This window comes from Pinirhizobacter soli (assembly GCF_015905305.1).
GTDB lineage: Bacteria > Pseudomonadota > Gammaproteobacteria > Xanthomonadales > Rhodanobacteraceae > Pinirhizobacter > Pinirhizobacter soli.
Window position 1 is genome coordinate 89,297 of record NZ_JADZLQ010000002.1, and the last position, 22,446, is coordinate 111,742.

The following is a 22,446-nucleotide window of genomic DNA, read 5'->3' on the forward strand; positions in this document are numbered from 1 at the left end:
ATGGTTCGCTTCGGCCCTGGCAACAAGCGAACGTTAAGGGGTCCGATGGCGTCGATACATGCTGAGGGGATTCCGCCGATCACGGAGCGCCGATCCGCAGGCGTGGTCTGGCGTGCAGGCATGATTCTTGGCCTGTTGTTGGGCACGGGGCTTGCACTGCTGCTGCGCAGCGACAGGCTCACCCGCATGGAAGCAGCCGAAAGGCAGGCCATGGCACTGGCATCGGGTGGCGAGCGGTTGCTTATCGCCGAAATCCGTACCCTCGAACGCGCCATGACCGGGGTGGCCTTCGATGTCTTGACCGCGGAGCGCACCACGCCTGCCGAGGCATCCACGCTTACGGCCGATGCGATCACCGGCGTGCTGCAGCGCCAGCCGGAATTGGTGTCGCTGACGATCGTCGACGCCAACGGCCAAAGCCTGATGGCGAACCATGAAGGCGACCCGGCGTTGCCAGCGTGGGTGGCAGCGGCCAGTTCCGGCGACCGCACGAGCCTGCGCATGGGGCCGATGGCCAAGGTAGGCGGCATCTGGATAGTACCGCTGGCGGTACCCCTGGATCAGCATCGATGGGTGCTGGCACGGGTCAAGGCTACGCAAATGCAACACGTCGTTGACGACCTCGATGCAGGCACGAACGGTGTTGCCGCCGTCTCCGATCAATACGGCACGATCCTGGCCCGAAGCCAGCAGTCCAATACGCTGGTAGGCACATCGGTCTTCCGCCTGTTTGCGCCTTACGTGGGCCACCACGGCGAGCGCATCAGCGCCATCGACGGCACCCGCCGCATCACCGCCGACAGCTTGCTCGGCACGTACCCGGTTCGGGTGGGCGTGGGCATGGCGGTGAGCGAACTGCTCAGGCCCTGGTATGTACTGGTGGGAATAAGCGCTGCGATCTACGCGCTGTACTGGCTCGCCTTTGCCTACCTGTACCAGCGCATCAGGACCGCGGATATTTCGCGGGCCACTTACCTGAAGACGATCACCACCAGTGCCCGTCGCCTGACCCAGGCACAACAGGCCGGCAAGACCGGCACCTGGAGCGTGGAGCGGGCTTCCCGCCGGCTGGAGTGGTCGGCCACGGTGGCACAGATCTTCGGGCTCGATCCTGGCCTGGTCTCTACCACCGTCGACTTCTTCTACTCGATGGTCCATCGCGACGACATCCGCGAAGTGGGCCGGAGCGTGCGCAACGCCTGGGTCCACGGAACACCCATCGACCTTCAGTACCGGCTGATCCGGCCCGATGGCGACGTACGCGTGATCGCAACGAAGGGCGCCCTGATCACCGATCGGGACGAAGCCACGCTCGCCGGCACCATCGTGGACGTGACCGAGCGTGTGCAGAGCGAGGCCAACCTCGCCGACGCCGAACGCCGCTTCCGCCTGATGTTCGACAAGAATCCCCTTCCCTTCTGGGTGTTCGACATCCAGACCCTGGCCTTCATGGAAGTGAACGAGGCCGCCCAGCGTGCCTACGGCTACACGCGTGATGAATTCCTGGCCATGACGATCCTGGACATACGGCCGGAAGGCTACGAAGCGCGGGTGATGGACAGCATAGGCGACAACGAAGGGTTCGACGAGACGAGCGTGTGGATCCATCGCCGGCGTGACGGCAGCACATTCGAAGTGAGGGTGCATGCCGCGGATATCGAAATTGGCGGTCGGCATGGCCGTCTGGTGCTGGCGGAGGATGTCAGCGAACGCATGGCTACCCAGCGCAACCTCGCCTACCGCGCCACCCACGATCCCACGACGGACCTTCTGAACATCGAGGCGCTGGTCGAAGAACTCGATGGCCGGGCTACCCCTGAAGGTTGGTACGACATTGCCTACGTACAGCTGCATGGGTTGGATGTCATCGCTGATACCTTCGGCCTGGCGGTGGGCCGGGAAGTCATCAAGGTGGTGGCAGCCCGCTTCGCCAAACTCGGCGCCGCCTTCGGCCTGGCGGCGCATCGCCCGGGCGAGACCTTCGTGCTGGCCATGCTCGACTTCCCGCGGAACGATGAGGCCCTGGCTGCCCTGATGGCGGCAGCCACCGACCCAGTACCCTGGCATTCGGCGATCCATTCGCTGGATGCGCGGATCGGGCTGGCTTCCTTCCCTGCCGAGGGCGCCACGGCCGAGAAAGTGATCGGCCATGCCGCGCTTGCGGCACAGCGCGCCGGTGTCGCCGAGGGTACGGTGCGCCGCTTCGAACCGACCATGGCCAACAGCTCACGGCAACGCTTGCAGCTCACCGCACGCATGCGTGCGGCGATCGAGGACGAACAGTTGCTGCTGCACTTCCAGCCGGTGATCAGCGTGGCCACGGGCCACGTGGTGATGCTCGAAGCGCTCGTGCGATGGCCGCAAGGCGATGGCCTGTTCATGCCGCCGTCGGAGTTCGTGCCGTTGTGCGAGGAGACCGGCCTGATCCTTCCGTTGGGCGCGTGGGTACTCCGCCAGGCTGCAGCCGCGCACCGGCACCTGACCACCGCCGGCTGGGGCCGGTTGGGTATCGCGGTGAACGTATCGGCGATCGAATTCGCCCGCGTCGACGTGGCCTTGGAAATCGACCGCGTGATCAAGTCCTACGGCCTGCGCCGGGGCGCGCTGCACGTAGAGCTGACCGAAAGCAGCTTCATGCACCAGCCCGAACGCGCATTACGAGCCATGCAAGCCTTGCAGGCCCTGGGCGTTCCCGTGGCGCTGGACGACTTCGGCACCGGGTTTTCAAGCCTCGCGTACCTCCGCAGCCTGCCGATCAACACGCTGAAGATCGACCGGGTGTTCGTGACCGACGTCACCACCAATGCACGATCGGCGTCGATCTGCCTGGCGCTGATCGCGCTAAGCCACAGCCTGGACCTCACCGTGGTTGCCGAAGGCGTCGAAACCGTCGAGCAACTGGAGTGGTTGAAGACCCACCAGTGCGACTTCGTGCAGGGCTATCTGGTGTCCCCTCCGTTGCCGATGGATGCCATAGTGAGGCAGCTTGGATCCAGCAAGCCAGGCGGCGTCATCAGCTAGCCCGCTCGCCGCCCTCGAATTGCCCTGATCCTGTCGCTATCCTTGCGAATTACCGCAGGGAGGCATTGTGTGCGCCGGTTACCAGGGCTTGATCTATTACGCGCAGTGGCGATCCTGTCGGTCGTTTGTACCCATTCCTGGCTTGCCGGGGGCATGGGGGATGGCTTTGACTGGATCACGACCTATGGATGGATGGGGGTCGACCTCTTCTTTGCCTTGAGTGGCTACCTGATCGGCCGGCAAGTCCTGGCTCGATTCCAGCTTGATGGCCAACTCAACCTCAAGGCCTTCTACCGGCAACGCGCCTACCGCATCCTGCCGGCGTACCTGGTGGTGGTGGCGTTCTATTTCTGCTTCCCTTCCTTGCGTGAAACCCCCGCCATCCAGCCGCTCTGGCAATTCCTGACCTTCACGATGAACCTGTTCGTGGTCCAGGACTCAGGCCACGCGTTTTCGTCTGCGTGGTCGCTATGCGTGGAGGAACACTTCTACCTGATATTCCCGCTGGCGGTCTTGGCCATGGCGCCCCATGCCAACGTGCGCCGCGTAGCAACCATCATCCTGGGGCTATGCGTTGCCGGCATGATCTGGCGTGGATGGGCCTGGTGGCAATCGGCAGCGCCCTCGGCCGAGGATGGCGGCGTATGGGAAATGAATATCCGTCGCTACATGGAGATGGTGTACTACCCCACGTATGCACGCCTGGATGGGCTGCTGGCAGGCATTACGCTTGCCATCGTCAGCGTCCATCGGAAGGCGTGGTGGGAACGTGTCCAGCGACATTCGAACGTGCTCGCCCTGGCGGGTGCGGGGGTGGTCGGAATCTCGGTATGGATCTTCAGCGATATCCAGACATTCGGGGCCTGCGTCATCGGTTTTCCCGTGCTTTCGATCGGGCTGGCCCTGCTGGTGGCGGCCGCCGCGGCACCGGGCGGTGTGCTTGCGAAAGTGCGCGTGCCGGGCGCTGCATGGATCGCGGCTGTGTCATACAGCCTGTACCTCAGCCACAAGGCCGTGCTTAGCCTCGCATTCAAGCATCTGCCTGCAGCCCTTACCCAGCATGGCATCCTGACCTTCGCCTGCTGCCTGCTCGCTGCTCTATGCGTGGCCGCCCTGCTTCACTATCTGGTTGAACGTCCGTTCCTGCGTCTGCGCGACCGGAAAGCACGCTCATCGCTGGCCCCAGCGGCGGCATAGGAAAAAGTCAGCGGGCGCGACGGTACTTCCGGCACTCCGGGTGCCCTGCCTTCAGGGCAATACTTGCGCCGCAGGCGTGGGTCGCCACGCCATTGACCGGGGTCGGGAATGGCAGCACTGGACGATATGAAGGTGCACATAAGGCTCAAGTTGTCCGCGCTGTGGACGGCCTTGATGTTCTGCTACATCTACGGCGATTACTTCGGGCTTTATGTGCCCGGACAACTGCAGGGCATGCTCAATGGCGAGGGCCCGATCGGGCCCACCAGCGAGGCCACGCTGGTGGCGACGGCGTTGCTGCTTGCCGTGCCCGGTCTAATGGTGGCGTTGTGCATGCTGTTGCCGACCAGGACATGCCGGTGGACGAACGTCGTACTGGGGCTGTTCTACACAGCCATCATGCTGCTGACGATGCCAGGCGCCTGGTGGTTCTACCTGACGCTTGGCGTGATCGAGATAGCGGTATCGATGCTGATCGTCGTACTCGCGTGGCGATGGCCGCGAGGGTAAGCCTGTTTCAAAAGTCCGTCTTGCCAAATCGTGGGACACCCTTGTTCTGGCCAGGCGGATCAAGCGTCGATAGATCCAGTTCGATTCGATCACCGATCCATGTCGCCAGGGTCGTGTGGTCGGCCAGGTCGTCGTCGGTGAGGGGATGGACCAGGGCAGTCAGGCCCGAACCCTCAAGGATCTCCAGCACCGTCGGCAGCGTTCGCTTCAGATAGTGGAACTCGAACTGGGAGATCGGGTGGGGACCTGCCTTTCCATCCCGAAGTTGGCCGACAAACAGCAGCCCGGGCATGCCACCGGATTGCTTCACCGCGGCCAGGCGAAGGCGCAGCGCGTCGGCTTGGTCGCGTTGTTCGGGCACGTAATAGACGTGTGCGTGGTAAGGGGCATCAGCATCATTCATTCCACGTCCTTCGCATTGCCAGGATTGAAGACCCCCATGATGCACGTGGACGGTCGGTGGATAAACATGGCATATTTTCACCAATTCAAAACCCCCGGGTTTTAAGTGTGAACAAGCTTGCCAGCATGGAGATGTTTGTACGGGTGGTGGACCTTGGCAGTTTCAGCGCCGCCGCGGATGCCTGCGGCGTCTCGCCGACCATGGTTGCCAAGCACATCCGTGAAATCGAAGCGCGCCTGGGCGCACGCGTACTGCATCGCACGACGCGTCGGCAGACACTCTCGGACGTCGGAAGGCTTTACTACGATCGATGCAGGCAGGCCCTGGCCAGCATCGAATTCGCCGAATCGAGCGCCTCGGAATTGCAGGCGAGCCCGCGGGGATTGCTCAGGCTCGTCGCGCCGGTGAGTTTCGGCACGCATAGCCTGGTGCCGGCACTTGGCCAGTACATGGCCGAACATCCGGATGTGACCATTGAACTGACGCTCGATAACGGTCGTCCGCGCCTGCTGGACGATGGTTTCGATGTGGGCGTCCTGGTTGGCGAGCCGGACGATGCCAACCTGGTGGCACGACCGCTCAAGCCCTATCGACGGATACTTGCCGCAGCGCCGGCCTACCTGGCGAAGCGGGGCCAGCCCATGCATCCGCGGGAGCTGGCTGAACATGACTGCCTGGGCCCCTCATACTGGCGTCGATACGACCACTGGCGTCTTGCCGGGCCTGAAGACGAAACGTGCCAGGTAGCTGTGCAGGGCCGCTTCTCCGCCAACCAGGGAAACACCCTTCGTGTGGCCGCCCTGAACGGCATGGGTATCGCATTGCAGCCTGAGGCCGTGCTGGCCGACGACCTGGCCGCCGGCAGGCTTGTGCCGGTGCTGCCCGAATGGTCGCTCATGCCCTCGCCCATGTACCTGGTCTATGCCTCCGATCGCCATCCCACGGCGAAGCTGCGCACGGTGATCGATTTCCTTCTGTCGAGATTTGGCGTGGCGTTCTGAGAGAAGCGGATTGGCCTATGATCGAGGCCACCGGCTGCCGGAATCGCACCATGAAGCGACTCACCGCACTGCTGATAGCAAGCGTGATGTTCCACGCGCCGGTGGCTTCATCCCAGGAAATGCACTCGCATCCGGCGCCGGAGAAACTGGGCAAGGTGAGCTTCGCAACGTCGTGCGCGCCGAAGGTCGCCCGCGACTTCGAGCGCGCCGTCGCCCTGCTTCATTCGTTTGCCTATACCGCTTCTGAAAAGGCCTTCAGCGATGTCGCCTCGGCGGACCCGGCTTGTGCGATGGCGCATTGGGGCATCGCGATGTCCTACTTCCATGAGCTTTGGAGCCCGCCGGACCCCGATGAGCTTGCCAAGGGCGAGGCGGAAACCGAAAAGGCCAGTCGCTTGCGTGTCCGGACCGAACGCGAACGCCTTTTCATCGCGGCGATCGCTGCGTACTACCGCGATGCCGATCATGTACCGCCCGCCGCCCGGGCCAAGGCCTATGAAGCGGCGATGGCCACGGCAGCCAAACGCTATCCGGCGGATACCGAGATACAGGTGTTCTACGCCCTGTCGTTGGTCGCAACGGCGGCACCGGAAGACAAATCGCACGCCAACCAGAAGCGCGCGGGCGCGATCCTGGAACCGATCTATCGTGATCATCCCGATCACCCGGGCGTTGCCCACTATCTGATCCACACCTACGACAGTACGGAACTTGCGCCACGGGGCCTGGCCGCGGCACGCGCCTACTCGAAGATCGCCCCTTCCGCGCCGCATGCCCTGCACATGCCATCGCATATTTTCACGCGGCTGGGGCTGTGGGACGAATCCATCACATCGAACGTGGCGGCGCGCGCGGCGGCACACAGCCAGGGCGACCTCGGCGAGGAACTGCATGCGATGGACTACCTCACCTATGCCTATCTCCAGCGCGGCAGGCGCGCTGACGCCGAAGGCGTGGTGCGGTCACTGTCCACGATGGGCATCCAGGCCGGGAGTGACTTCAAGGCGGGATATGCAGCAACCGCCATGGCGGTGCGCCTGGCCATGGAGGGGCGTCAATGGGACGTGGCCTCGAATCTGCAACCACAGGCAAGCTCGTCCCCGGAAGTGGCCGCCATTGTCTATTGGGCCCGCGCCGTCGCCCAGGCGCGCGCCGGCCACCCACAAGCGGCCGATCCTGATATTGCGAAGCTCGAGACCTGCCGGCAGCAGCTGACGGCCGGTGGAAAGACCTACTGGGCGACCCAGGTCGAAATCCTTTCGAAGGAAAGCAAAGCCTGGCAACTGGCGGCGCAATCGCATCCCGACCAGGCCATCGAAGGACTTCGGCTGGCCGCGGACCTCGAAGACGGCATTGAGAAACTCCCATTGACGCCAGGCCCGATCATTCCGGCGCGCGAGCAGCTTGGCGACTTGCTGCTGGAAACGCATCGGCCCCGGGAAGCGCTTGAAGCCTATCGCTTGGCATTGGCTGCAGCGCCCGGCAGACGCGGGGCGCTTAGCGGCGCGGCCCAGGCAGCCGACGCCATCGGCGATACCCGGACAGCCAGCCAGATGCGGACGCTCCTGTCCAAGTGATGGACTGACGCGACCGCTCGCCCTATTGCGACGTCACCCGCCAAACCGTGTTGCCGACATCGTCCGCCCGCCGGTATTCCACGTCCAGGCCATTTTCGGTGATGTTGCTGTTGGAGCCGACACCCACGTAAAGCTTGCTGCCGTCGGGGCTGGCAAGCAGCGCCTTGGTCCAATGATGGTTGATGGTGCTGGGCAAATCGGTGAACGCCTCGCCTGGCACCGTGATGCTGGTTTCGCCGGCCTGGTAGGGGAACCTCACGATGCCGTCGGTGTTGGCGACATAAAGGAAGCCGCCGATCAACTGCACCCCGAAGGGCGAATTCAGGTGCTCGATGAAGACGTGCTTCTCCCACTCTCCACCGCCGGCCTTGCGCAGCAAGGTGATCCTGTTGCCGCCCTTGGCGCCCTTCCCGGACTGGTTCTTGACCATGCCGGCGATCAATTGCTTGGGCGTGGTCACAGGTTCCGTACCCGGGCCGTTGGACTCCACTACCAGCACGTCTCCATTGGGCAGAAGGCAAAGCTGGCGTGGGTGGGCAAGGTCGCTTGCGATCTTCTCGCTTTATCCGCGCAGCCGCCCAGGATGGCCGCGCATGCCGCGGCCATGACGCTGCGGTAGAGAAACTTATTCATGGACGAGATCCCCCGCGGCTGCCTGCATGGCGATGATGACGTGGCCGGTGGCCAGGAGGATCACCGTGCACGCCGAGAGCCATACGCCCGTGGGAATCACCGCATAGGCATCCCGGCTATGCACGAAGGCATTGATGATCGCCACCACGATGGCTACCAGGTTCAGCCAGAAGTCCAGGCGTGCGGCCCGCAATACGGTTCGCGCGTAGGTGATGTCGAAGACCAGCGCCGCAACAAAGAAACCGAAGGGGATAGGATTGAGCAGACCATAGATGGTGTTGGCCACCATGGAGCCACGCGGTGCGACACGGGAGCTCATGGGATTCTCGTTGGAAGGAAGGGGCCGGTCCACGGCAAGCTAATCCATCGGGCGTCTACGCTTTGTCTGGATGATTGCCTACCAGATTTGCACTCTTTGCCCCGGCGGCAGGTACAGCCGATCGCCAGCCTTAACCCCGAAGGCCTCGTACCAGGCATCGATATTCCGGAAAGGGATGTTGACGCGTTCCGGGTATGGCGAGTGCACGTCGTCCGTCACCTGGTCGCGCAGCGCTTCGGGCGTCTTTTTGCCTCGCCACAGCCGGGCCCATGCAAGGAAGAAGCGCTGGTCACCGGTAAAACCATCCACCGTGGATGCCGTCTTGCCTGTCAGGGATCGGTGATAGGCATCCAGGGCCAGGGTAACGCCGCCGAGGTCGGCGATATTCTCGCCCATGGTCTGGCCGGCATCGACATGCATGCCGGGCACGGGTTCGGTGGCGGAGTATTGCCTGCCAAGCGTGGCGGCGCGACGGGCGAATGCGCGGTCGTCGGCTTTGCCCCACCAGTCTCGAAGGAGGTTGTCCGCATCCATGTGGCGGCCGTCATCGTCGAAACCGTGCGTGAATTCGTGGCCGATATACGAACCGAGCGCGCCGTAGTTCGCGGCCGCATCGCCTTGTCGATCGAACAGGGGCGGCTGCAGCAGCGCCGCGGGGAATTCGATATTCAACGCCTCGCCGTTCTCGGCGTCCACCGTCTGCGGCGCTTCCTCCCACTCGGTCGGGTCCACCGGGCGGGAGAGTCGCCCGAGCTCGTAGCGCCAGTCCACGGCGGCTGATCGCAGGACGTCGCCGACCAGGTCGTCGTCTCGAATCACGTCGGGGGCATCCTGGCGCCAGTGGTCGGGGTAGCCGACATTCACCGTGTAGGCGAGCAGTTTGCGCTGCGCCTCTGCCCTGGTTTCGGGCGACATCCATGCAAGCTTGTCGATGCGACTGCGATACGCATCGCGCAGCTCCCGGATCATCGCTCGCACGCTGTCGCGCGAAGATGCCGGGAAATACTTCGCCACGTACAGCTGCCCTACGCTCCAGCGCAGGCTTCCGAAGCATACCGACGGGTCGCCGGGGCACCCGCTGCCGGAGATGGTCTGGACGGCCAGGTGCCAGGGCGCCGGCGGCGATGATTGTCCCGCCAGCGCCATGCCATGGAAGCGAAACCATGCATCGGTGAAGTCGGTGGACAGCACAGGCGATGCGTGATCGATGATACGTGCAGCCTGCCAAGCCTCGATGGTGGACAACGGTGTTGCGGCGAACAGCTTGGCGACCTGCGGAAAAGCAGCCTTTTCCACCATCACCAGACGGGCGTTCTCGGGAATGCCCGAAGCTGCAAGGAAGCGCTGCCATGCGAACCCCGGCGCCTGTCGTTCAAGCTCGGCAAGTGTCACCTGGTTGTTCGTCGACAGTACGTCACGCTGTTGTGCCTGGCTCCAGCTGGCGCTGGCCAGCGCCGTTTCGAAGTCCAGCACCCGGCCAGCCGCATCCGCGGGTAACGGCCAGCCGATGCGCGCAAACGATGCAGTGAGGTAGTTGCGATACGCCGAGCGTTGCGCAGCAAATCGCTTGTCGAGATAGTAAGCACGATCAGGTAGCGCGGTGCCGGAAAGGCTCAGGAACACCGCCGCGTGTTCTGGATCGCGATGATCCACGTCCACGGTGAGCCCGAACAGCGATCCCTCGAAGCTCATCGGCGCCCGGCCCATCAGCGCCACTTGCGCATCTTTCGTGGTTGCCTGGCGTACGCCGTCGAGCAGCGGCTTGATGGGTTGCCACCCTAGTGCATCGCGTCTTGGCTGGTCGAGGTAAGCGCGATAGTACGCCCCCACTTTTCCGGCGGCATCGGAGGGCTCGTGGCCTGAGGCCGACGCCTGGGCCTCCATCAGTTCATGCAATTGCCCCGTTGTTCGGTCAATCATGCCCTGCAGCGTGCCCACCTCCATGTGGTCGCTCGGCAGTGGCGTGGTATCGAGCCAATGGCCGTTGGCATAGCGGTAGAAATCATCCCCTGGCCTGATGGCAGCATCGCCGCCATCGGGGACTTTTGCTGTTATCGAGTTCTCGGCGGCCGCAAGCGTCGTCGTCAGCGCACACAGAAAAGCGCAAAGCGCGAGCCTGGGTAGCTTGCTCATGGTTGCTTGATGTCGATCCGGCGCCCGCTCGCTGAATCCTGGAATACCTCGCGTTTGGCCTCCCATTGGCCCAGGTGTTTCTCCGCCTCGACGTAGATCGTGCCTTTGCCATGCGGGCCCTCAAGCTCGAAGGAAAGATCCGCCCGCCCATCCGGGCCGCTAACCTGGATGCTGCCCATCGGCGTGTCTGCCGACATCGGTTCGCCGACGATCTGGACGACTTCCGCATTGGCCCTGGCATTGGCAAGGGCCACCTGATACGCGCCGGAGCTCTTCATCCCGTGGGTGATGGTCAGGAACATCCCGACCAAAAAAAGCGGCAGCAAAACCCATACCGCGATGCCCCACCTGGCCCAGGTACGCTGGGTGGCCCTGAACTGTTCAACGCTGTCCCAGTGCCTGTTCTGCCAGGCCCAGGCGCTGCCCTTGGCGCCCAGCACGAACATCATGACGATGCCGACCAACGGGATGAAAACAAGCAGGGCGATCATCGTGCTGTTGCCGATGCCCCAGATCCAGTTCAGGAGGAACGCTCCCCAGTTCCAACGATCGACTTCCGACGGTACTTCAGACGATGGACCGCGCCCGGATGTGTTCTCCATGCCCTACCCTTATTCCCCTGGTCAGGAATGAGTGTCGCGCAAGGCCTCGCCGCGCGGCAAGGGCGCAGGATCTCGCGAATGTGTACGGGCAGCAGCAGAAGCTCCTGCCTGCAGCACCCTCACGCCGGCGCGCTGTGCCAGGTGTTGTCCGCATCACGTTCCAGGCAAGTGGGACGGATACCGAAGGGTTCGGGTGTAACTCCCTTGATCCACAGCGCCATGCGTTCGACGCGGACCTCGACGAACGCAACGTTGGCCTGGTCTTCGGGGCTTGGAAAATACGCCGCATAGGCGTCCTTCCAGTAACGCCGTACGTCTTCGAAGCCACCAAGCAGGCCCGCGCTTCCCGTCAGCCACGCGAAAGCCTGTTGGGCGTCATCCTGGACGATGAGTCCGATGGTTTCCGAACGCAGGATCTCCGCCGCCTTCTTCGAACGCATGTCGGTGACGAAGCGGATGATCCAGGCGTGTTGATCGTGGTGGTGAAGGATGCGTCCCATCGGCCTTGCGTTGGTGCCATCGAGCGCATCGGTGGTGACCAGCCAGCAGAACTGCACATGGGCCACGAGCTCTGCGGCCCCTTCAAGGTAGCCCCGCGCGTCGTCGGCGCAAAGGGCTTGTTGCAGGTCTGCCATGGCATTCTTCCGGCTAAAAGCGTCGTGGGATGGACTGCTCCGGGGATGTTACCCGTTCAACGCCATCTTGCACGGAGTCCAGGTTCAGCCAGGCGGAAGCATCTGGATCAACGGTTGGTTCTCTTCCTCCAGCAGGTAATTGGCCACGAAGGTCGCGGGGCCGCCCACGGGATCAAAGTGTTCGATCACGGTGTTGGCGGGCTCAAAGACGGCCGAACCCGCGGGATATTCCTTGGCCGGTTGACCTTCTACCTGGAATAGGATGGTTCCCTTGACCACGTAGCAGATGACCGGAGCCGGATGCCGGTGACGCCCTGTAGGCTGCCCTTCGGCCAGGGTAATTTCCTTGACCTCGACCCTGCCCACCCGGGTTCCTGCCGCCAGCGATGCCGACAACAACGGCTTGCGCACGATGTCACCCGTCCCGGCCGCCGCGGGGCCAGCGGCTCCGCACGCAGCGCACGCAGCAGCCATCAGCAAGGCGCCCTTGCCTGCGATCTTCTTCATGATCCACCTCTTTGCTATCGTCGGCGGACACAGCGTCGCGCCTGGCAGGAATAAGTCTGCGCCTGGGTGCCGCCGCGATAAATCCCCCGCAGGGGAATGCAACGTTGCAGGTGACGCAATGAAGTCGGACCGGTTCGTGCAATTGATGCACTTCGTCGAGGTGGCGCGCCAGCGCGGCTTTACCCAGGCTGCCGGCGTGCTGGGCGTAAGTGCGTCGTCGGTGAGCCGCAGCGTGTCCCGCCTGGAAGAGCGCCTTGGCGTGCGCCTGGTGCAGCGTACAAGCCGATCGGTAAGCCTGACCGAAGCCGGCCAGGCCTATTTCACGCGGTGCGAAGCGCTGCTGGCGCAGCTCGATGCGGCCGATGCGTTGGCGGACAACGCCAGTCAGGAAATGGCCGGGCGCATACGGCTTAGCGTGCCCACGGGCTTGACCGATGCGCGCGTGATGCCGGCGCTGGCCATCTTCATGGCTGACCACCCGCGCGTTCAGGTGGAACTGTTCGCGGGTAATCGTTACGTGGACCTGATCGACGAGGGCTACGACCTCGCCATCCGCGTGGGCGACCTGCCCGACTCCGAGCAGGTCGCGCGCCGCATCGGCGAGAACCGCCGCGTACTGGTGGCGACGCCACGGTACCTCGATGCGCACGGCTCCCCGACAAAGCCGGCCGACCTTGCCGATTACGCGGGTTTGCAGTTGGGCAACGCAGCGCCCGCGCCCGTCTGGATTTTCCGGCAGAGATCGCACCAAGTAAGCGTGCAACCGCGCGGCAGCCTGCTGTGCAACCACGCCGCGGCGATTCGTCTGGCCGCCCTGGCGCACCTGGGCGTGGCCGTCCTTCCCGACATGCTTGTCGATGAAGACACACGGCAAGGCGCACTGGTGGAGCTGCTACCCAGCTGGTCACTACCCGCCCAACCCATCCACGCACTTTTTCCTTCTAACCGGCATATCCCGGCGAAGGTGAGGCTGCTCGTGGATCACTTGGCGTCCGTGCTTGCCTCTCCTGCTACGCCACCGGGTGGCGCACCTGCCCTTCCCCGCGCACGACGAACCGCTCGATCGTGAGCGACTCGGCGCCCATCGGCCCATAAGCATGCAGGCGGGTGGTGGAGATGCCGATCTCGGCGCCCAGGCCCAGTTCGCCGCCGTCGCTGAAGCGCGAGGAGGCGTTGACCATCACCACGGCCGAACGTAGGGCCGCTACGAAGCGATCAGCGGTGGCGGCGTTGCGCGTGGCGATCACCTCGGTGTGGTCGGAGCCGAATCGACGGATGTGCGCGATGGTGTCGTCCAGGCTGTCCACCACGCGCACCGCGATGATCAGGTCGAGGAATTCGGCGGCATAGTCTTCTTCGGTGGCGCTGGCCATGGTCGCAATGGCACGCGACCGGTCGCAACCGCGCCACTCGACCTGGGATAACGCGGCTACGGCCCGGGGCAGGAACTGGGCGGCCACGTCGGCATGCACCAGCAGCGTTTCCAGTGCGTTGCACACGCCGGGACGGCTCGCCTTGCCATCCACCAGCAGGCGCAGGGCAAGATCAAGGTCGGCTGCGCTGTCCACGTACAGATGGCACACGCCCTTGTAGTGCTTGATCACCGGCACGCGGGCGTGCTCGGCGACGAAGCGGATCAGGCCTTCCCCGCCGCGGGGAATGGCAAGGTCGATGACGTCGGTGAGCTGCAGGAGCTGCACCATGGCGTCGCGCGAAAGATCCTCTACCACGCTCACGGCAGCGCCGGGCACGCCGTTAGCTTCCAGCGCCGTGGCGATCGCACGGGCAATGGCCGCATTCGAATGCGCCGCCTCCGAACCGCCGCGCAACACCACGCCATTGCCCGCCATCAGGCACAGCGCGGCGGCATCGGCGGTGACGTTGGGACGGGCCTCGTAGATCATCGCGATGGTGCCTAGCGGCACACGCACGCGCTCCACCACGATGCCGTTGGGGCGGATTTCGCGGCGCGTCACCACGCCGACGGGATCGGGCAAAGTCGCCACGTCGCGGACACCCTGGGCCATGGCCTGTATACGAGTGTCGTCCAGGCGCAGACGGTCGAGCATGGCCGTGGCGATGCCCCGGGCTTGAGCGGCTTCGGTGTCGAGCGAATTCGCGGCCCGTATGTCCGTGCTCGCAGCCACGATCGCATCGGCCATGGCGTGCAGCAATCGGCGCCGCGCATCACCGTCCAGCGCGGCGACCGTAGACGATGCGTCCCTGCATGCCAACGCCTGTTCAACGATGCCCTTCATGCGATCTCCTTAGCCATCACCATGTCGTCGCGATGCACGACGGACTCGCCATAGCTATAGCCGAGCACGCCATCGATATCACGGGTATGCCGGCCGGCGATGCGACGGATGTCCGTCGCCGCATACTGGGTGATGCCGCGGGCGATGCGCTGGCCGTCATGGTGGATGTCCACCATGTCGCCGCGGCTGAATTCCCCGCGCGCCGAGGTAATGCCGCCTGGCAGCAACGAAGCGCCACGCCCGGTGATCGCCGCGGCAGCGCCCGCATCCACGTCGATGCCGCCATCCACGGCCGGTGCATGGCGCAGCCAATATTTGCGTGCGGCCAGGCGCCCGCCGGCAGCATGCAGCCACGTACCGCGGAAACGCTGCTGGGCAAGCAGCCGAACGGTATCGGCGTCGCTGCCATCGAAGAGGATCGTAGCGATACCAGCGCTGGCCGCCTTCTGCGCCGCCTGCAGTTTGGTCACCATGCCACCGGTGCCAGCGGCGGAGCCGGCTCCGCCGGCCATGCGCAGGATGTCCACGGTGATCGCCGCCACGTCGTCCACAGGCTGCGCGCCCGGATCGCGTGGATGGGCGGAATAAAGGCCACCGATATCGGTGGCGATCAGAAGCAGGTCGGCGTCCACCAGCGCCGCCACAGTGGCGGCCAGGTTGTCGTTGTCACCGAGCTTCAACTCCTCCACCGCCACGGTGTCGTTCTCATTCACCACCGGCAACGCACCGATAGCCAGGAGCTCGGTAAGCGTGGCGCGGGCGTTGAGGTAGCGGCGGCGGTTGCGCAGGTCGTCGTGGGTCAACAGTACCTGGGCCACGGGACGATCGAAGAAACGTTGCCACAGGGCCATCAGCGAGGCCTGGCCAAGTGCCGCCAGGGCCTGGCGCTGGGCAAGGGGTGCGTGCTCACCCACGGTCTTGCCAGCCACGGCGCGACCAGCCGCCACGGCCCCGGAGGATACGATCACCACGTCGCGTCCCAGCGCATGGCAGGCGGAAACGAAATGGGCCAGCCCCAGCGCGTGCCTCGGCGTGACGCCACCATCCGGTGCCGCCAACAGGCTGCTGCCGACCTTCAGCACGGCGCGGCGCCAGGGTGGCAGTGCGCGTTCGCTGAAGGCCGGTGCCATGGCCGCCTAGCCTGCCAGCGCGTCGAGGCGGGCGCGGAGTTCGTCCAGTCCCAGCGCATGCCCCGCTCCGGGCGACACGCGCGCGGCGAGGCTGGATTCAGGGCTCCGGCCCTCGCCCGCCGATGCTGCCGTCTCGGCGGCGGCACGGTAAGCATCACGGAACGGTACGCCGGCGGCGGCCTGCTCGATGGCCACGTCCGTGGCATACATCGCAGGCTCGATCGCCGCGCGCATGCGCTCGGCCTTCCATGTCATCCGGGCCAGCATGTCCGGCACCAGTTCCAGCGCTGACAATCCATGGGTGAAGCCATGGAACAGCGAGCCCTTGGAGAATTGCAGGTCGCGCTGGTAGCCGGAAGGGAGCGACAGCAGCTGTTCGATCTCGGTGCGCGCGGCGGCGACCGTGGCGTAACTGGCTCGCAGCAGTTCCACCACGTCCGGGTTGCGCTTGTTCGGCATGATCGACGAACCGGTGGTGTATTCGGCGGGAAGGGAGACGAAGTCGAACTCGGCCGTGGTGAACAGCGAGAGGTCCCAGGCCAGGCGACGCAGGTCCAGCAACGCGGATGTCATCGCCTCCAGCGCGGCCATCTCGAACTTGCCGCGCGACAGCTGCGCATAGATCGGTGACACCTGCATACGGCCGAAGCCAAGCGCGGCGGTGGTGTACTGGCGATCAAGCGGCAGGTTCACGCCGTAGCCCGCGGCAGTGCCAAGCGGATTGGCGTCGATCCAGTCGGCGGTGGCGCGCGCGCGGACGGCGTTGTCGATGAAGCCTTCGGCGAAGCCTGCGAACCACATGGCCGTGGACGAGACCACGGCCCGCTGCAGGTGTGTGTAGCCTGGCAGGGGCAGGCTTTCGGCCGCGGCGCGGTCAAGGCAGGTGCGGGCAATGGCGATGTCGAGCGCCGCCAGATGGGCGAGCTGGTCCTTCAGCCACAGGCGCGTGGCCACCAGGATCTGGTCGTTGCGGCTGCGACCGGTATGCACGCGGCGGCCGGCATCGCCCAGGCGCTCGGTGAGGCGCGCCTCGATGGCCGAGTGGCCGTCTTCGAAGCGGTCGTCCAAGACGAAGCTGCCGCTGCGGAAATCATCGGCCAGGACGTTGAGCTCGCGCGCAATGGCGGCGGCTTCGTCGTGGCTGACCACGCCGATGCGTGCCAGGCCCTGCACGTGGGCCTGGCTGGCCTGGATGTCGTGCAGGAAGAATTCCCGGTCAAGCACGACATCGGCGCCTGCGAGGAATTTCATGATCCGCGCGTCCACCTTGCTGTCGGCTTTTTGCCACAGGGGTTGTGCCATGGCGATCAGTCCTTGGGAATGGCAGTGAACTCGTCGAAGCCGAGCACCTGGTTGAGGTTCTGCATGGCCTGGGTGGCCGCGCCTTTAAGGAGATTGTCCAGCGTTGCCACCACCACCACGCGCTTGCCATCGTTGGATACGGTGAAGCCGCCGACTTCCGCATGGTGCTTGTGGGCGATGCGGCTCACCCACGGCGCTTCATCGAGCACCTTTACCAACGGCTCGCTGGCATAGCGCTGACGGAAGCGTGCGGCGATATCTTCCACCTTCACCGGTCGCGCCACGTAGATATTGGTGGTGACGGTAAGGCCACGGAAATGCGGTGCAACGTGCGGCAGGAATTCCACCGGCACGCCCAGGTGGCGGCTTGCTTCGCGCTCGTGCGTGTGGCCGGTGAGCGTGTACGGGATCAGGTTGTCGCGGAGCTTCTCCGGATCGTTCTTGTCCGAAGGCGTGGTGCCGGCGCCGGAATAGCCCGATACGCCGAACGACACCGGCGGTGCTGCCAGGAGATCCTTCAGCGGCTCGACCGATAACTGGATGGCCGTGGCGTAGCAACCGGGATTGCTTACTTTCTTCTGGCCACGCCATAGCCCGCGGGTCAATTCCGGCAGGCCGTAGTACCAAGCTTCGTTGAAGCGGTAGTCGGCCGAGAGGTCCACGATCACGGTGTCCGGTTTTGCGGCATCCAGCGCCTCGACGTAGGGCGCTGCCTTGCCATTGGGCAAGGCCAGCACGACGGCGTCGGCGCCCTTCGCTGCCACGCCCTCGGCATCCAGGCTCTCGTAGCGGAGATCGCCGGCGAAACCGTCGATGTGGTCGGCCACGCGCTCACCGGCAAGCTCGCGCGAGGATACAAAAGCGAGCTCAAGGCCTGGATGAGCCTGGACCAGGCGGATCAATTCAGCGCCGGTGTGCCCGCGGGCGCCAACGATGCCGATGCTTTTTGAAATCATGGTTCCACCAAGGTGGCAGGCCGCACGGCGCAATGCGCCACGCAGCGTTCGATATCCGCGAAGTCGGGCATGCCGTACCAGAACACTTTCCAGCGTTCCTGTTTGTAGCAGCCGTCGGATTCAGCGTAGTAGAAATGATTGATGGCATTGCCATGGCGCGAACGCCAGAACAGGCGTGGGTTTTCATCGCGCATCACCTGCCATACGGCACGCCCCAGGCCTTCGCCCTGGGCGTCGTCGAGCACGGCGAACTTGTCCAGGTAGGTGTAGCCGTCTTCGTTGGTGAGGATCATCGCAGCGCGATAGTTCTCGCTGACGTAGATGCGATAAGGCGTGGTTCGCTCGAAGTAATCGGCAACCACCGACCGGCCGAAGCTCGATTCCACCAGGCTGCGCATGCGCTCAAGGTCCACGCCCTGCCACGACTCGAACTTCAGCACGCGCTCGCCACGGCGCACCAGCGTGCCCGAACCCTTGTGGGTGAAGAGTTCCTTGGCCAGTTCCGAGGGCTGGGTGATCGACACGCTGGAGGTCAACGGCAGGCCGTCCAGAAGATCCTTGATCTGCTCGATCTTCAGGCGCATGCCCGAATGCAACCAGGGCTGCTTCAGCAGCGCATCGTATTCGGTGGACAGGTTGATCGAATCGATGATCCTGCCTTCGCCATCGAGCAAGCCGCCGGTGCCGGTGAGGAAGACGATCTTGTATGGCTGCAGTACGCGTACCAGTTCGTTGGCGGCGAAATCGGCGTTGATGTTCAGGATCTGGCCGCTGTCGGTTTCGCCCAGGCTCGCGATCACAGGGATGGAGCCAGCACGCAGGCTCGCCTCGATCGGCGCCAGGTTGATCTCGCGCACCTTGCCGACCAGGCCGTAGGTTTCCCGGTCGAGGAAATCGGAAGCGAACACGCCCGAGGGCACCGAGGTGGCGCGAGTATCGGACTGTTGCAGCGCTTCGACCAAGCGCAGGTTCTGTGCCTGGAATACGCGGCGCACGATGGCCAGCGCCTGGGGCGAGGTAACGCGCAGCCCACCCACGGTCTGTTTCACGATTCCCGCGGCCGAGAGTTCCTCGTCCAGTTGCGGTCCGGCGCCATGCAGCACGATCGGCGTCAGCCCCACCTGCTGCAGGAAGGCCAGCGAGGAGGTGAGCGCGGGCAGATCATCGCGCAGCACCGCGCCGCCGACCTTCACCACCGCGAAGCGGCTGGCGTCGAGTTGCGAGAAGCGTTTCAGGTATTGCTGGATTTCCCGTGCGCTGCCCATGCTCGAGAGCAGGCGCACAATGGTCTTTCGAGTGTGCTTATGCGTTTCCACTGTCCACGATCCTGTAGATGGTGCGGGCATAGTCTTCAAGTTGGGCAAGCGACACCCACTCATCGGCGGTGTGCGCCTGGGCGATATTCCCGGGGCCGTAGACGAACGAGATGAAGCCGGCGGCGGAGAACAGCGCAGCTTCCGTCCAGAAGTCCACGGCGTTGCCCACGGGAATGCCCAGGTCATCGGCGATATCGCGTGCGGCCAGGCGGCGTGCCTCGGCGGTGGCGGTGTCGCCGGCGGGAAGCGAATCGCCGCGGAAGGTCTCGCCGTATTCCACGGGCAAGGGCTCGACCAGGGTACGGAAGGTCTCGAGCATGCGATCGGCGTCCATCGATGGCAGGGGACGGAAGCCGAAGCGGATGTCGCCGGTGGGCGCGATCATGTTGGCCTTGATGCCACCCTCGACCTTGCCGATGTTGAAACGCAGGCCTGTCAAACCACCGAAACGCTCGTGCGACTGCGCCTGCTGGAAGTCCAGTGCGGCGGCACCCCAGCGGATGGCCTGGTGCAAGGCGCTGTCGCTGGGCTGCTGGTCACCCGAGGCATGCCCTGCCCGGCCCTTGAAGCGCATCTGCACCGAGTGGATGCCGCGGTGGGCCAGCACCGCCTCGCCCTGGGTGGGCTCCGCGACGATCACGGCTTCGTACCGGGGATTGGATTTCAGGAACCCCTCGATGCAGCGCGCATCGTTGGCTTCCTCGTCCGTGGACAGCAGGATGGCCATGTCACCCTTGGAAGCCTGCGCCACGGCTACCAGTGCTGCGGCCGCACCCTTGATGTCGCAGGCGCCCAGGCCCACGGCGCGGTCTTCCGTTACCGTCAAGGTGTGCGGATTCTGCGTCCAGTGCGGCGAATCGGGCACCGTATCCAGGTGCACGTTGAACAGGTATTTCGGATTTCCCCGCGTGGCAAACAGGGTGACCGCGCCCGCACCGTAATCGGTAACGGCCACGTCGAAACCCTGCAGCTGGTCGCGCAAGTAATCGAAGATGCCGCCGGTGCCGATCTCGCGCGGCGGATTGCGCGTGTCGTGGCTGACGAGAGCACGCAGGTGCCCGAGCGTGGCCTTTAGCAGCCCAGCGCTATCGATGGTGGTATCGGCGGTGCTCATCGGTTCACTTCGGCCCAGAGGGTGGAGCTCATGCCGAAGAGCTTGATGAAGCCTTCGGCCTCGGCCACGCCCCAGTCAGCCGACTGGGCATAGGTTGCGCCCTTGGCATTCAAGATATGCGGCGAGCGAATCTCCACCGCGGTCACCTGTGCACCGGAAGTGTGCAGCACCACTTCGCCGGTGACGCAGGCCTGGCTGGAAGCCAGGTACGCTTCAAGGTCGGTCTTGATCGGATCATGGAAGAAACCCTCGTACACCACCTCCACCCACTTGCGGGCGACTTCCGGCTTGAAGCGGTTCTGCTGTTTGGTCAGCACGGCTTCTTCCAGTGCGCGATGCGCTGCCAGCAGGCTGATCAGCCCCGGTGCTTCATAGACGATGCGCCCCTTGAGGCCGATCGTGGTGTCGCCGGTGTACATGCCGCGGCCCACGCCGTACGGGGCGAACAGCGCATTCAACGTCGCCAGCAGCTTGGCACCGGGGAGTTTCTGCCCGTCGATGGAAACCGCCTCGCCCTTCTCGAAGCCGATCGTCACTCTCAAGGCTTCTGAAGGCCATTCGGCGCGCGGCTTGCACCAGCCGCGGGAGCCTTCGCCCGGTTCCTTCCAGTGATCGATCTCGCCACCGGAAAGGGTAACGCCCAGGAGGTTCTCGTTGATGGTGTAGCTCTTCTGCTTGGCGCGCACTTCGAAACCGCGCTCTTCCAGGTAGGCCTGCTCGTAGGCACGGGTCTGCGTGTGCTCTTTCTGGATCTCGCGGATCGGGGCGACGATCTCGTAATCGCCCAGCGCCTTCACGGCCAGGTCGAAGCGGACCTGGTCGTTGCCCATGCCGGTGCAGCCGTGGGCGATGGCGCGCGTGCCCAATTCCTGGGCGCGGGCAATCGCCGCATCGACGATCAGGTAGCGATCGGATACCAGCAGCGGGTACTGGCCCTGGTAGCCCTCGCCGGCGTACACGAACGGCTTGACGAAGCCTTCCCAGATCGCCGGGCCGCCATCGACGGTGCGGTGGCTGGCCACCTTCAGTTCGGCCGCGCGCTCTTCGATGAAGGCGCGCTCTTCGGCATCGACGCCGCCGGTGTCGGCGAACACGGTATGCACGGCCCAGCCGCGCTCCTGCAGGTAGGGCACGCAGAAGCTGGTGTCGAGGCCACCGGAGAAGGCGAGAACGATGTCTTTGCTCATGGGTAGGTATCTGTCCTGGGGATTTAATTTTTCAAGCGTGAGAGGTCATGAGATCAGCCAGCGCGGCGTCGCCGGGCTCGCCGCGCCGGTGCAGCCCGGCGATCACGCCGGCACGGTTGGCCGGTGGATGGTTCTGGTTCAATTTGTACTTCGCCTCGATGCGCTCGACGACTATCTCGATGCCGCTGATCGCACCCAGCAGTTTTTCAACGTAGTCGGCTGGCGCATCGTGCACGTGCCACGGGGCGGGTTCGCCAGCCTCGAAGCGGTCGGTGAGCCGATCGAGCAAGGCGCGCAGCCAGGTCTTGTCCTGCGTCACGCGCAGGCGGCCATGCACGTGGGCCACGGCGTAGTTCCAGGTGGGAACGTCGCGGCCGGTCTCGTGTTTGCTGGGATACCAGTTCGGGCTGATGTAGCCGTCGGGTCCGTGGAAAATCGCAAGCACCGCGGCGCCGTCGAACGACGCCAGTTCGTTGCCGCGGGCCACGTGGCCATGCAGGTTGCCCTCCACCAGTTCCATCGGCAGGTGATTGACGACGGAGCCATCATTCCCCTGCACGATCACCGTGGCGAACGGATGCGCACGCAGCAGCGCGTGCACGACATCGGCGCGGCTTTCGGCGAAGGCTACGGGCGTGTACATGG

Annotated in this window: 20 protein-coding genes and 1 pseudogene; 6 read left to right on the forward strand and 15 right to left on the reverse strand. The window is 64.5% G+C overall.

Translation table 11 applies throughout. The features are described 5' to 3' along the window. Positions 1-120: 120 nt before the first annotated feature. From NDK18_RS10105 to NDK18_RS10115, 3 genes are all read left to right on the forward strand, one after another. Positions 121-3,021, forward strand: coding sequence for a bifunctional diguanylate cyclase/phosphodiesterase (locus tag NDK18_RS10105; protein ID WP_250627718.1), 2,901 nt, complete (start codon positions 121-123; stop codon positions 3,019-3,021). Between the two features lie 69 nt (positions 3,022-3,090). Continuing rightward, complete coding sequence (locus NDK18_RS10110; protein WP_345777077.1) at positions 3,091-4,218, forward strand: acyltransferase family protein; 1,128 nt, start codon at positions 3,091-3,093, stop codon at positions 4,216-4,218. 108 nt (positions 4,219-4,326) lie between these two features. Then, positions 4,327-4,728, forward strand: coding sequence for a DUF6326 family protein (locus NDK18_RS10115; protein WP_250623391.1), 402 nt, complete (start codon positions 4,327-4,329; stop codon positions 4,726-4,728). 7 nt (positions 4,729-4,735) lie between these two features. On the opposite strand, the gene NDK18_RS10120 is transcribed toward NDK18_RS10115, so the two are convergent. After that, entirely contained in the window at positions 4,736-5,131 is a 396-nt protein-coding gene (locus NDK18_RS10120) for a DOPA 4,5-dioxygenase family protein (protein WP_250627719.1), read from the reverse strand. A gap of 107 nt (positions 5,132-5,238) precedes the next feature. Between NDK18_RS10120 and NDK18_RS10125 the strand changes: the two genes are divergently transcribed. After that, positions 5,239-6,132 carry a LysR family transcriptional regulator gene (locus tag NDK18_RS10125; protein ID WP_250623393.1) on the forward strand — a complete coding sequence of 298 codons (894 nt, stop codon included), beginning with the start codon at positions 5,239-5,241 and terminating at the stop codon, positions 6,130-6,132. Between the two features lie 50 nt (positions 6,133-6,182). Beyond that, complete coding sequence (locus NDK18_RS10130) at positions 6,183-7,709, forward strand: tetratricopeptide repeat protein (RefSeq protein WP_250627720.1); 1,527 nt, start codon at positions 6,183-6,185, stop codon at positions 7,707-7,709. A gap of 64 nt (positions 7,710-7,773) precedes the next feature. Here NDK18_RS10130 and NDK18_RS10135 read toward each other — a convergent pair. The 6 genes and pseudogenes from NDK18_RS10135 to NDK18_RS10160 all read right to left on the reverse strand — a co-directional run. Then, positions 7,774-8,268 (reverse strand): annotated as a pseudogene (locus tag NDK18_RS10135) (PQQ-dependent sugar dehydrogenase family protein); the annotation flags it as partial. A 66-nt stretch (positions 8,269-8,334) separates the two neighbouring features. Further along, a complete protein-coding gene (locus NDK18_RS10140) occupies positions 8,335-8,661 on the reverse strand; it encodes a hypothetical protein (protein WP_250623396.1) in 327 nt (108 codons plus the stop codon). Positions 8,662-8,739: 78 nt separating this feature from the next. Beyond that, a complete protein-coding gene (locus NDK18_RS10145; RefSeq protein WP_250627722.1) occupies positions 8,740-10,794 on the reverse strand; it encodes a M13 family metallopeptidase in 2,055 nt (684 codons plus the stop codon). Beyond that, a complete protein-coding gene (locus NDK18_RS10150; protein ID WP_250623398.1) occupies positions 10,791-11,285 on the reverse strand; it encodes a cytochrome c oxidase assembly factor Coa1 family protein in 495 nt (164 codons plus the stop codon). Before NDK18_RS10150 ends, NDK18_RS10145 begins: the two co-directional genes overlap by 4 nt. A gap of 230 nt (positions 11,286-11,515) precedes the next feature. After that, complete coding sequence (locus tag NDK18_RS10155; protein ID WP_250627723.1) at positions 11,516-12,031, reverse strand: pyridoxamine 5'-phosphate oxidase family protein; 516 nt, start codon at positions 12,029-12,031, stop codon at positions 11,516-11,518. An 84-nt stretch (positions 12,032-12,115) separates the two neighbouring features. Beyond that, entirely contained in the window at positions 12,116-12,538 is a 423-nt protein-coding gene (locus tag NDK18_RS10160) for a cupin domain-containing protein (protein ID WP_250627724.1), read from the reverse strand. 118 nt (positions 12,539-12,656) lie between these two features. Here NDK18_RS10160 and NDK18_RS10165 point away from each other — a divergent pair, with 118 nt between their 5' ends. Then, positions 12,657-13,607: a LysR family transcriptional regulator gene (locus tag NDK18_RS10165; protein WP_250627725.1), complete on the forward strand. Its 951-nt coding sequence runs from the start codon at positions 12,657-12,659 to the stop codon at positions 13,605-13,607. On the opposite strand, the gene NDK18_RS10170 is transcribed toward NDK18_RS10165, so the two are convergent. The 8 genes from NDK18_RS10170 to NDK18_RS10205 are packed head-to-tail and all read right to left on the reverse strand — an operon-like array spanning position 13,549 to position 22,444. Further along, positions 13,549-14,796 carry a glutamate-5-semialdehyde dehydrogenase gene (locus tag NDK18_RS10170; RefSeq protein WP_250627726.1) on the reverse strand — a complete coding sequence of 416 codons (1,248 nt, stop codon included), beginning with the start codon at positions 14,794-14,796 and terminating at the stop codon, positions 13,549-13,551. The genes NDK18_RS10165 and NDK18_RS10170 overlap by 59 nt on opposite strands. Beyond that, the gene (gene proB, locus NDK18_RS10175) at positions 14,793-15,926 is read right to left on the reverse strand and encodes a glutamate 5-kinase (protein ID WP_250623403.1); all 1,134 of its coding nucleotides are present in this window, start codon (positions 15,924-15,926) and stop codon (positions 14,793-14,795) included. The genes NDK18_RS10170 and proB overlap by 4 nt, the downstream gene beginning before the upstream one ends. Positions 15,927-15,932: 6 nt before the next feature. Continuing rightward, positions 15,933-17,228, reverse strand: a complete 1,296-nt coding sequence (gene argH, locus NDK18_RS10180; RefSeq protein ID WP_250627727.1) for an argininosuccinate lyase — start codon at positions 17,226-17,228, stop codon at positions 15,933-15,935. Between the two features lie 5 nt (positions 17,229-17,233). Then, a complete protein-coding gene (gene argC / locus NDK18_RS10185; RefSeq protein WP_250623405.1) occupies positions 17,234-18,184 on the reverse strand; it encodes an N-acetyl-gamma-glutamyl-phosphate reductase in 951 nt (316 codons plus the stop codon). After that, positions 18,181-19,530: an acetylglutamate kinase gene (locus tag NDK18_RS10190; RefSeq protein WP_284691330.1), complete on the reverse strand. Its 1,350-nt coding sequence runs from the start codon at positions 19,528-19,530 to the stop codon at positions 18,181-18,183. The genes argC and NDK18_RS10190 overlap by 4 nt, the downstream gene beginning before the upstream one ends. Further along, the gene (locus NDK18_RS10195) at positions 19,487-20,614 is read right to left on the reverse strand and encodes an acetylornithine deacetylase (RefSeq protein ID WP_250623407.1); all 1,128 of its coding nucleotides are present in this window, start codon (positions 20,612-20,614) and stop codon (positions 19,487-19,489) included. Before NDK18_RS10195 ends, NDK18_RS10190 begins: the two co-directional genes overlap by 44 nt. After that, positions 20,611-21,801 carry an argininosuccinate synthase gene (locus tag NDK18_RS10200; RefSeq protein ID WP_250627728.1) on the reverse strand — a complete coding sequence of 397 codons (1,191 nt, stop codon included), beginning with the start codon at positions 21,799-21,801 and terminating at the stop codon, positions 20,611-20,613. The genes NDK18_RS10195 and NDK18_RS10200 overlap by 4 nt, the downstream gene beginning before the upstream one ends. 31 nt (positions 21,802-21,832) lie before the next feature. Then, a complete protein-coding gene (locus NDK18_RS10205; RefSeq protein ID WP_250627729.1) occupies positions 21,833-22,444 on the reverse strand; it encodes an FMN-binding negative transcriptional regulator in 612 nt (203 codons plus the stop codon). Positions 22,445-22,446 lie beyond the last annotated feature (2 nt).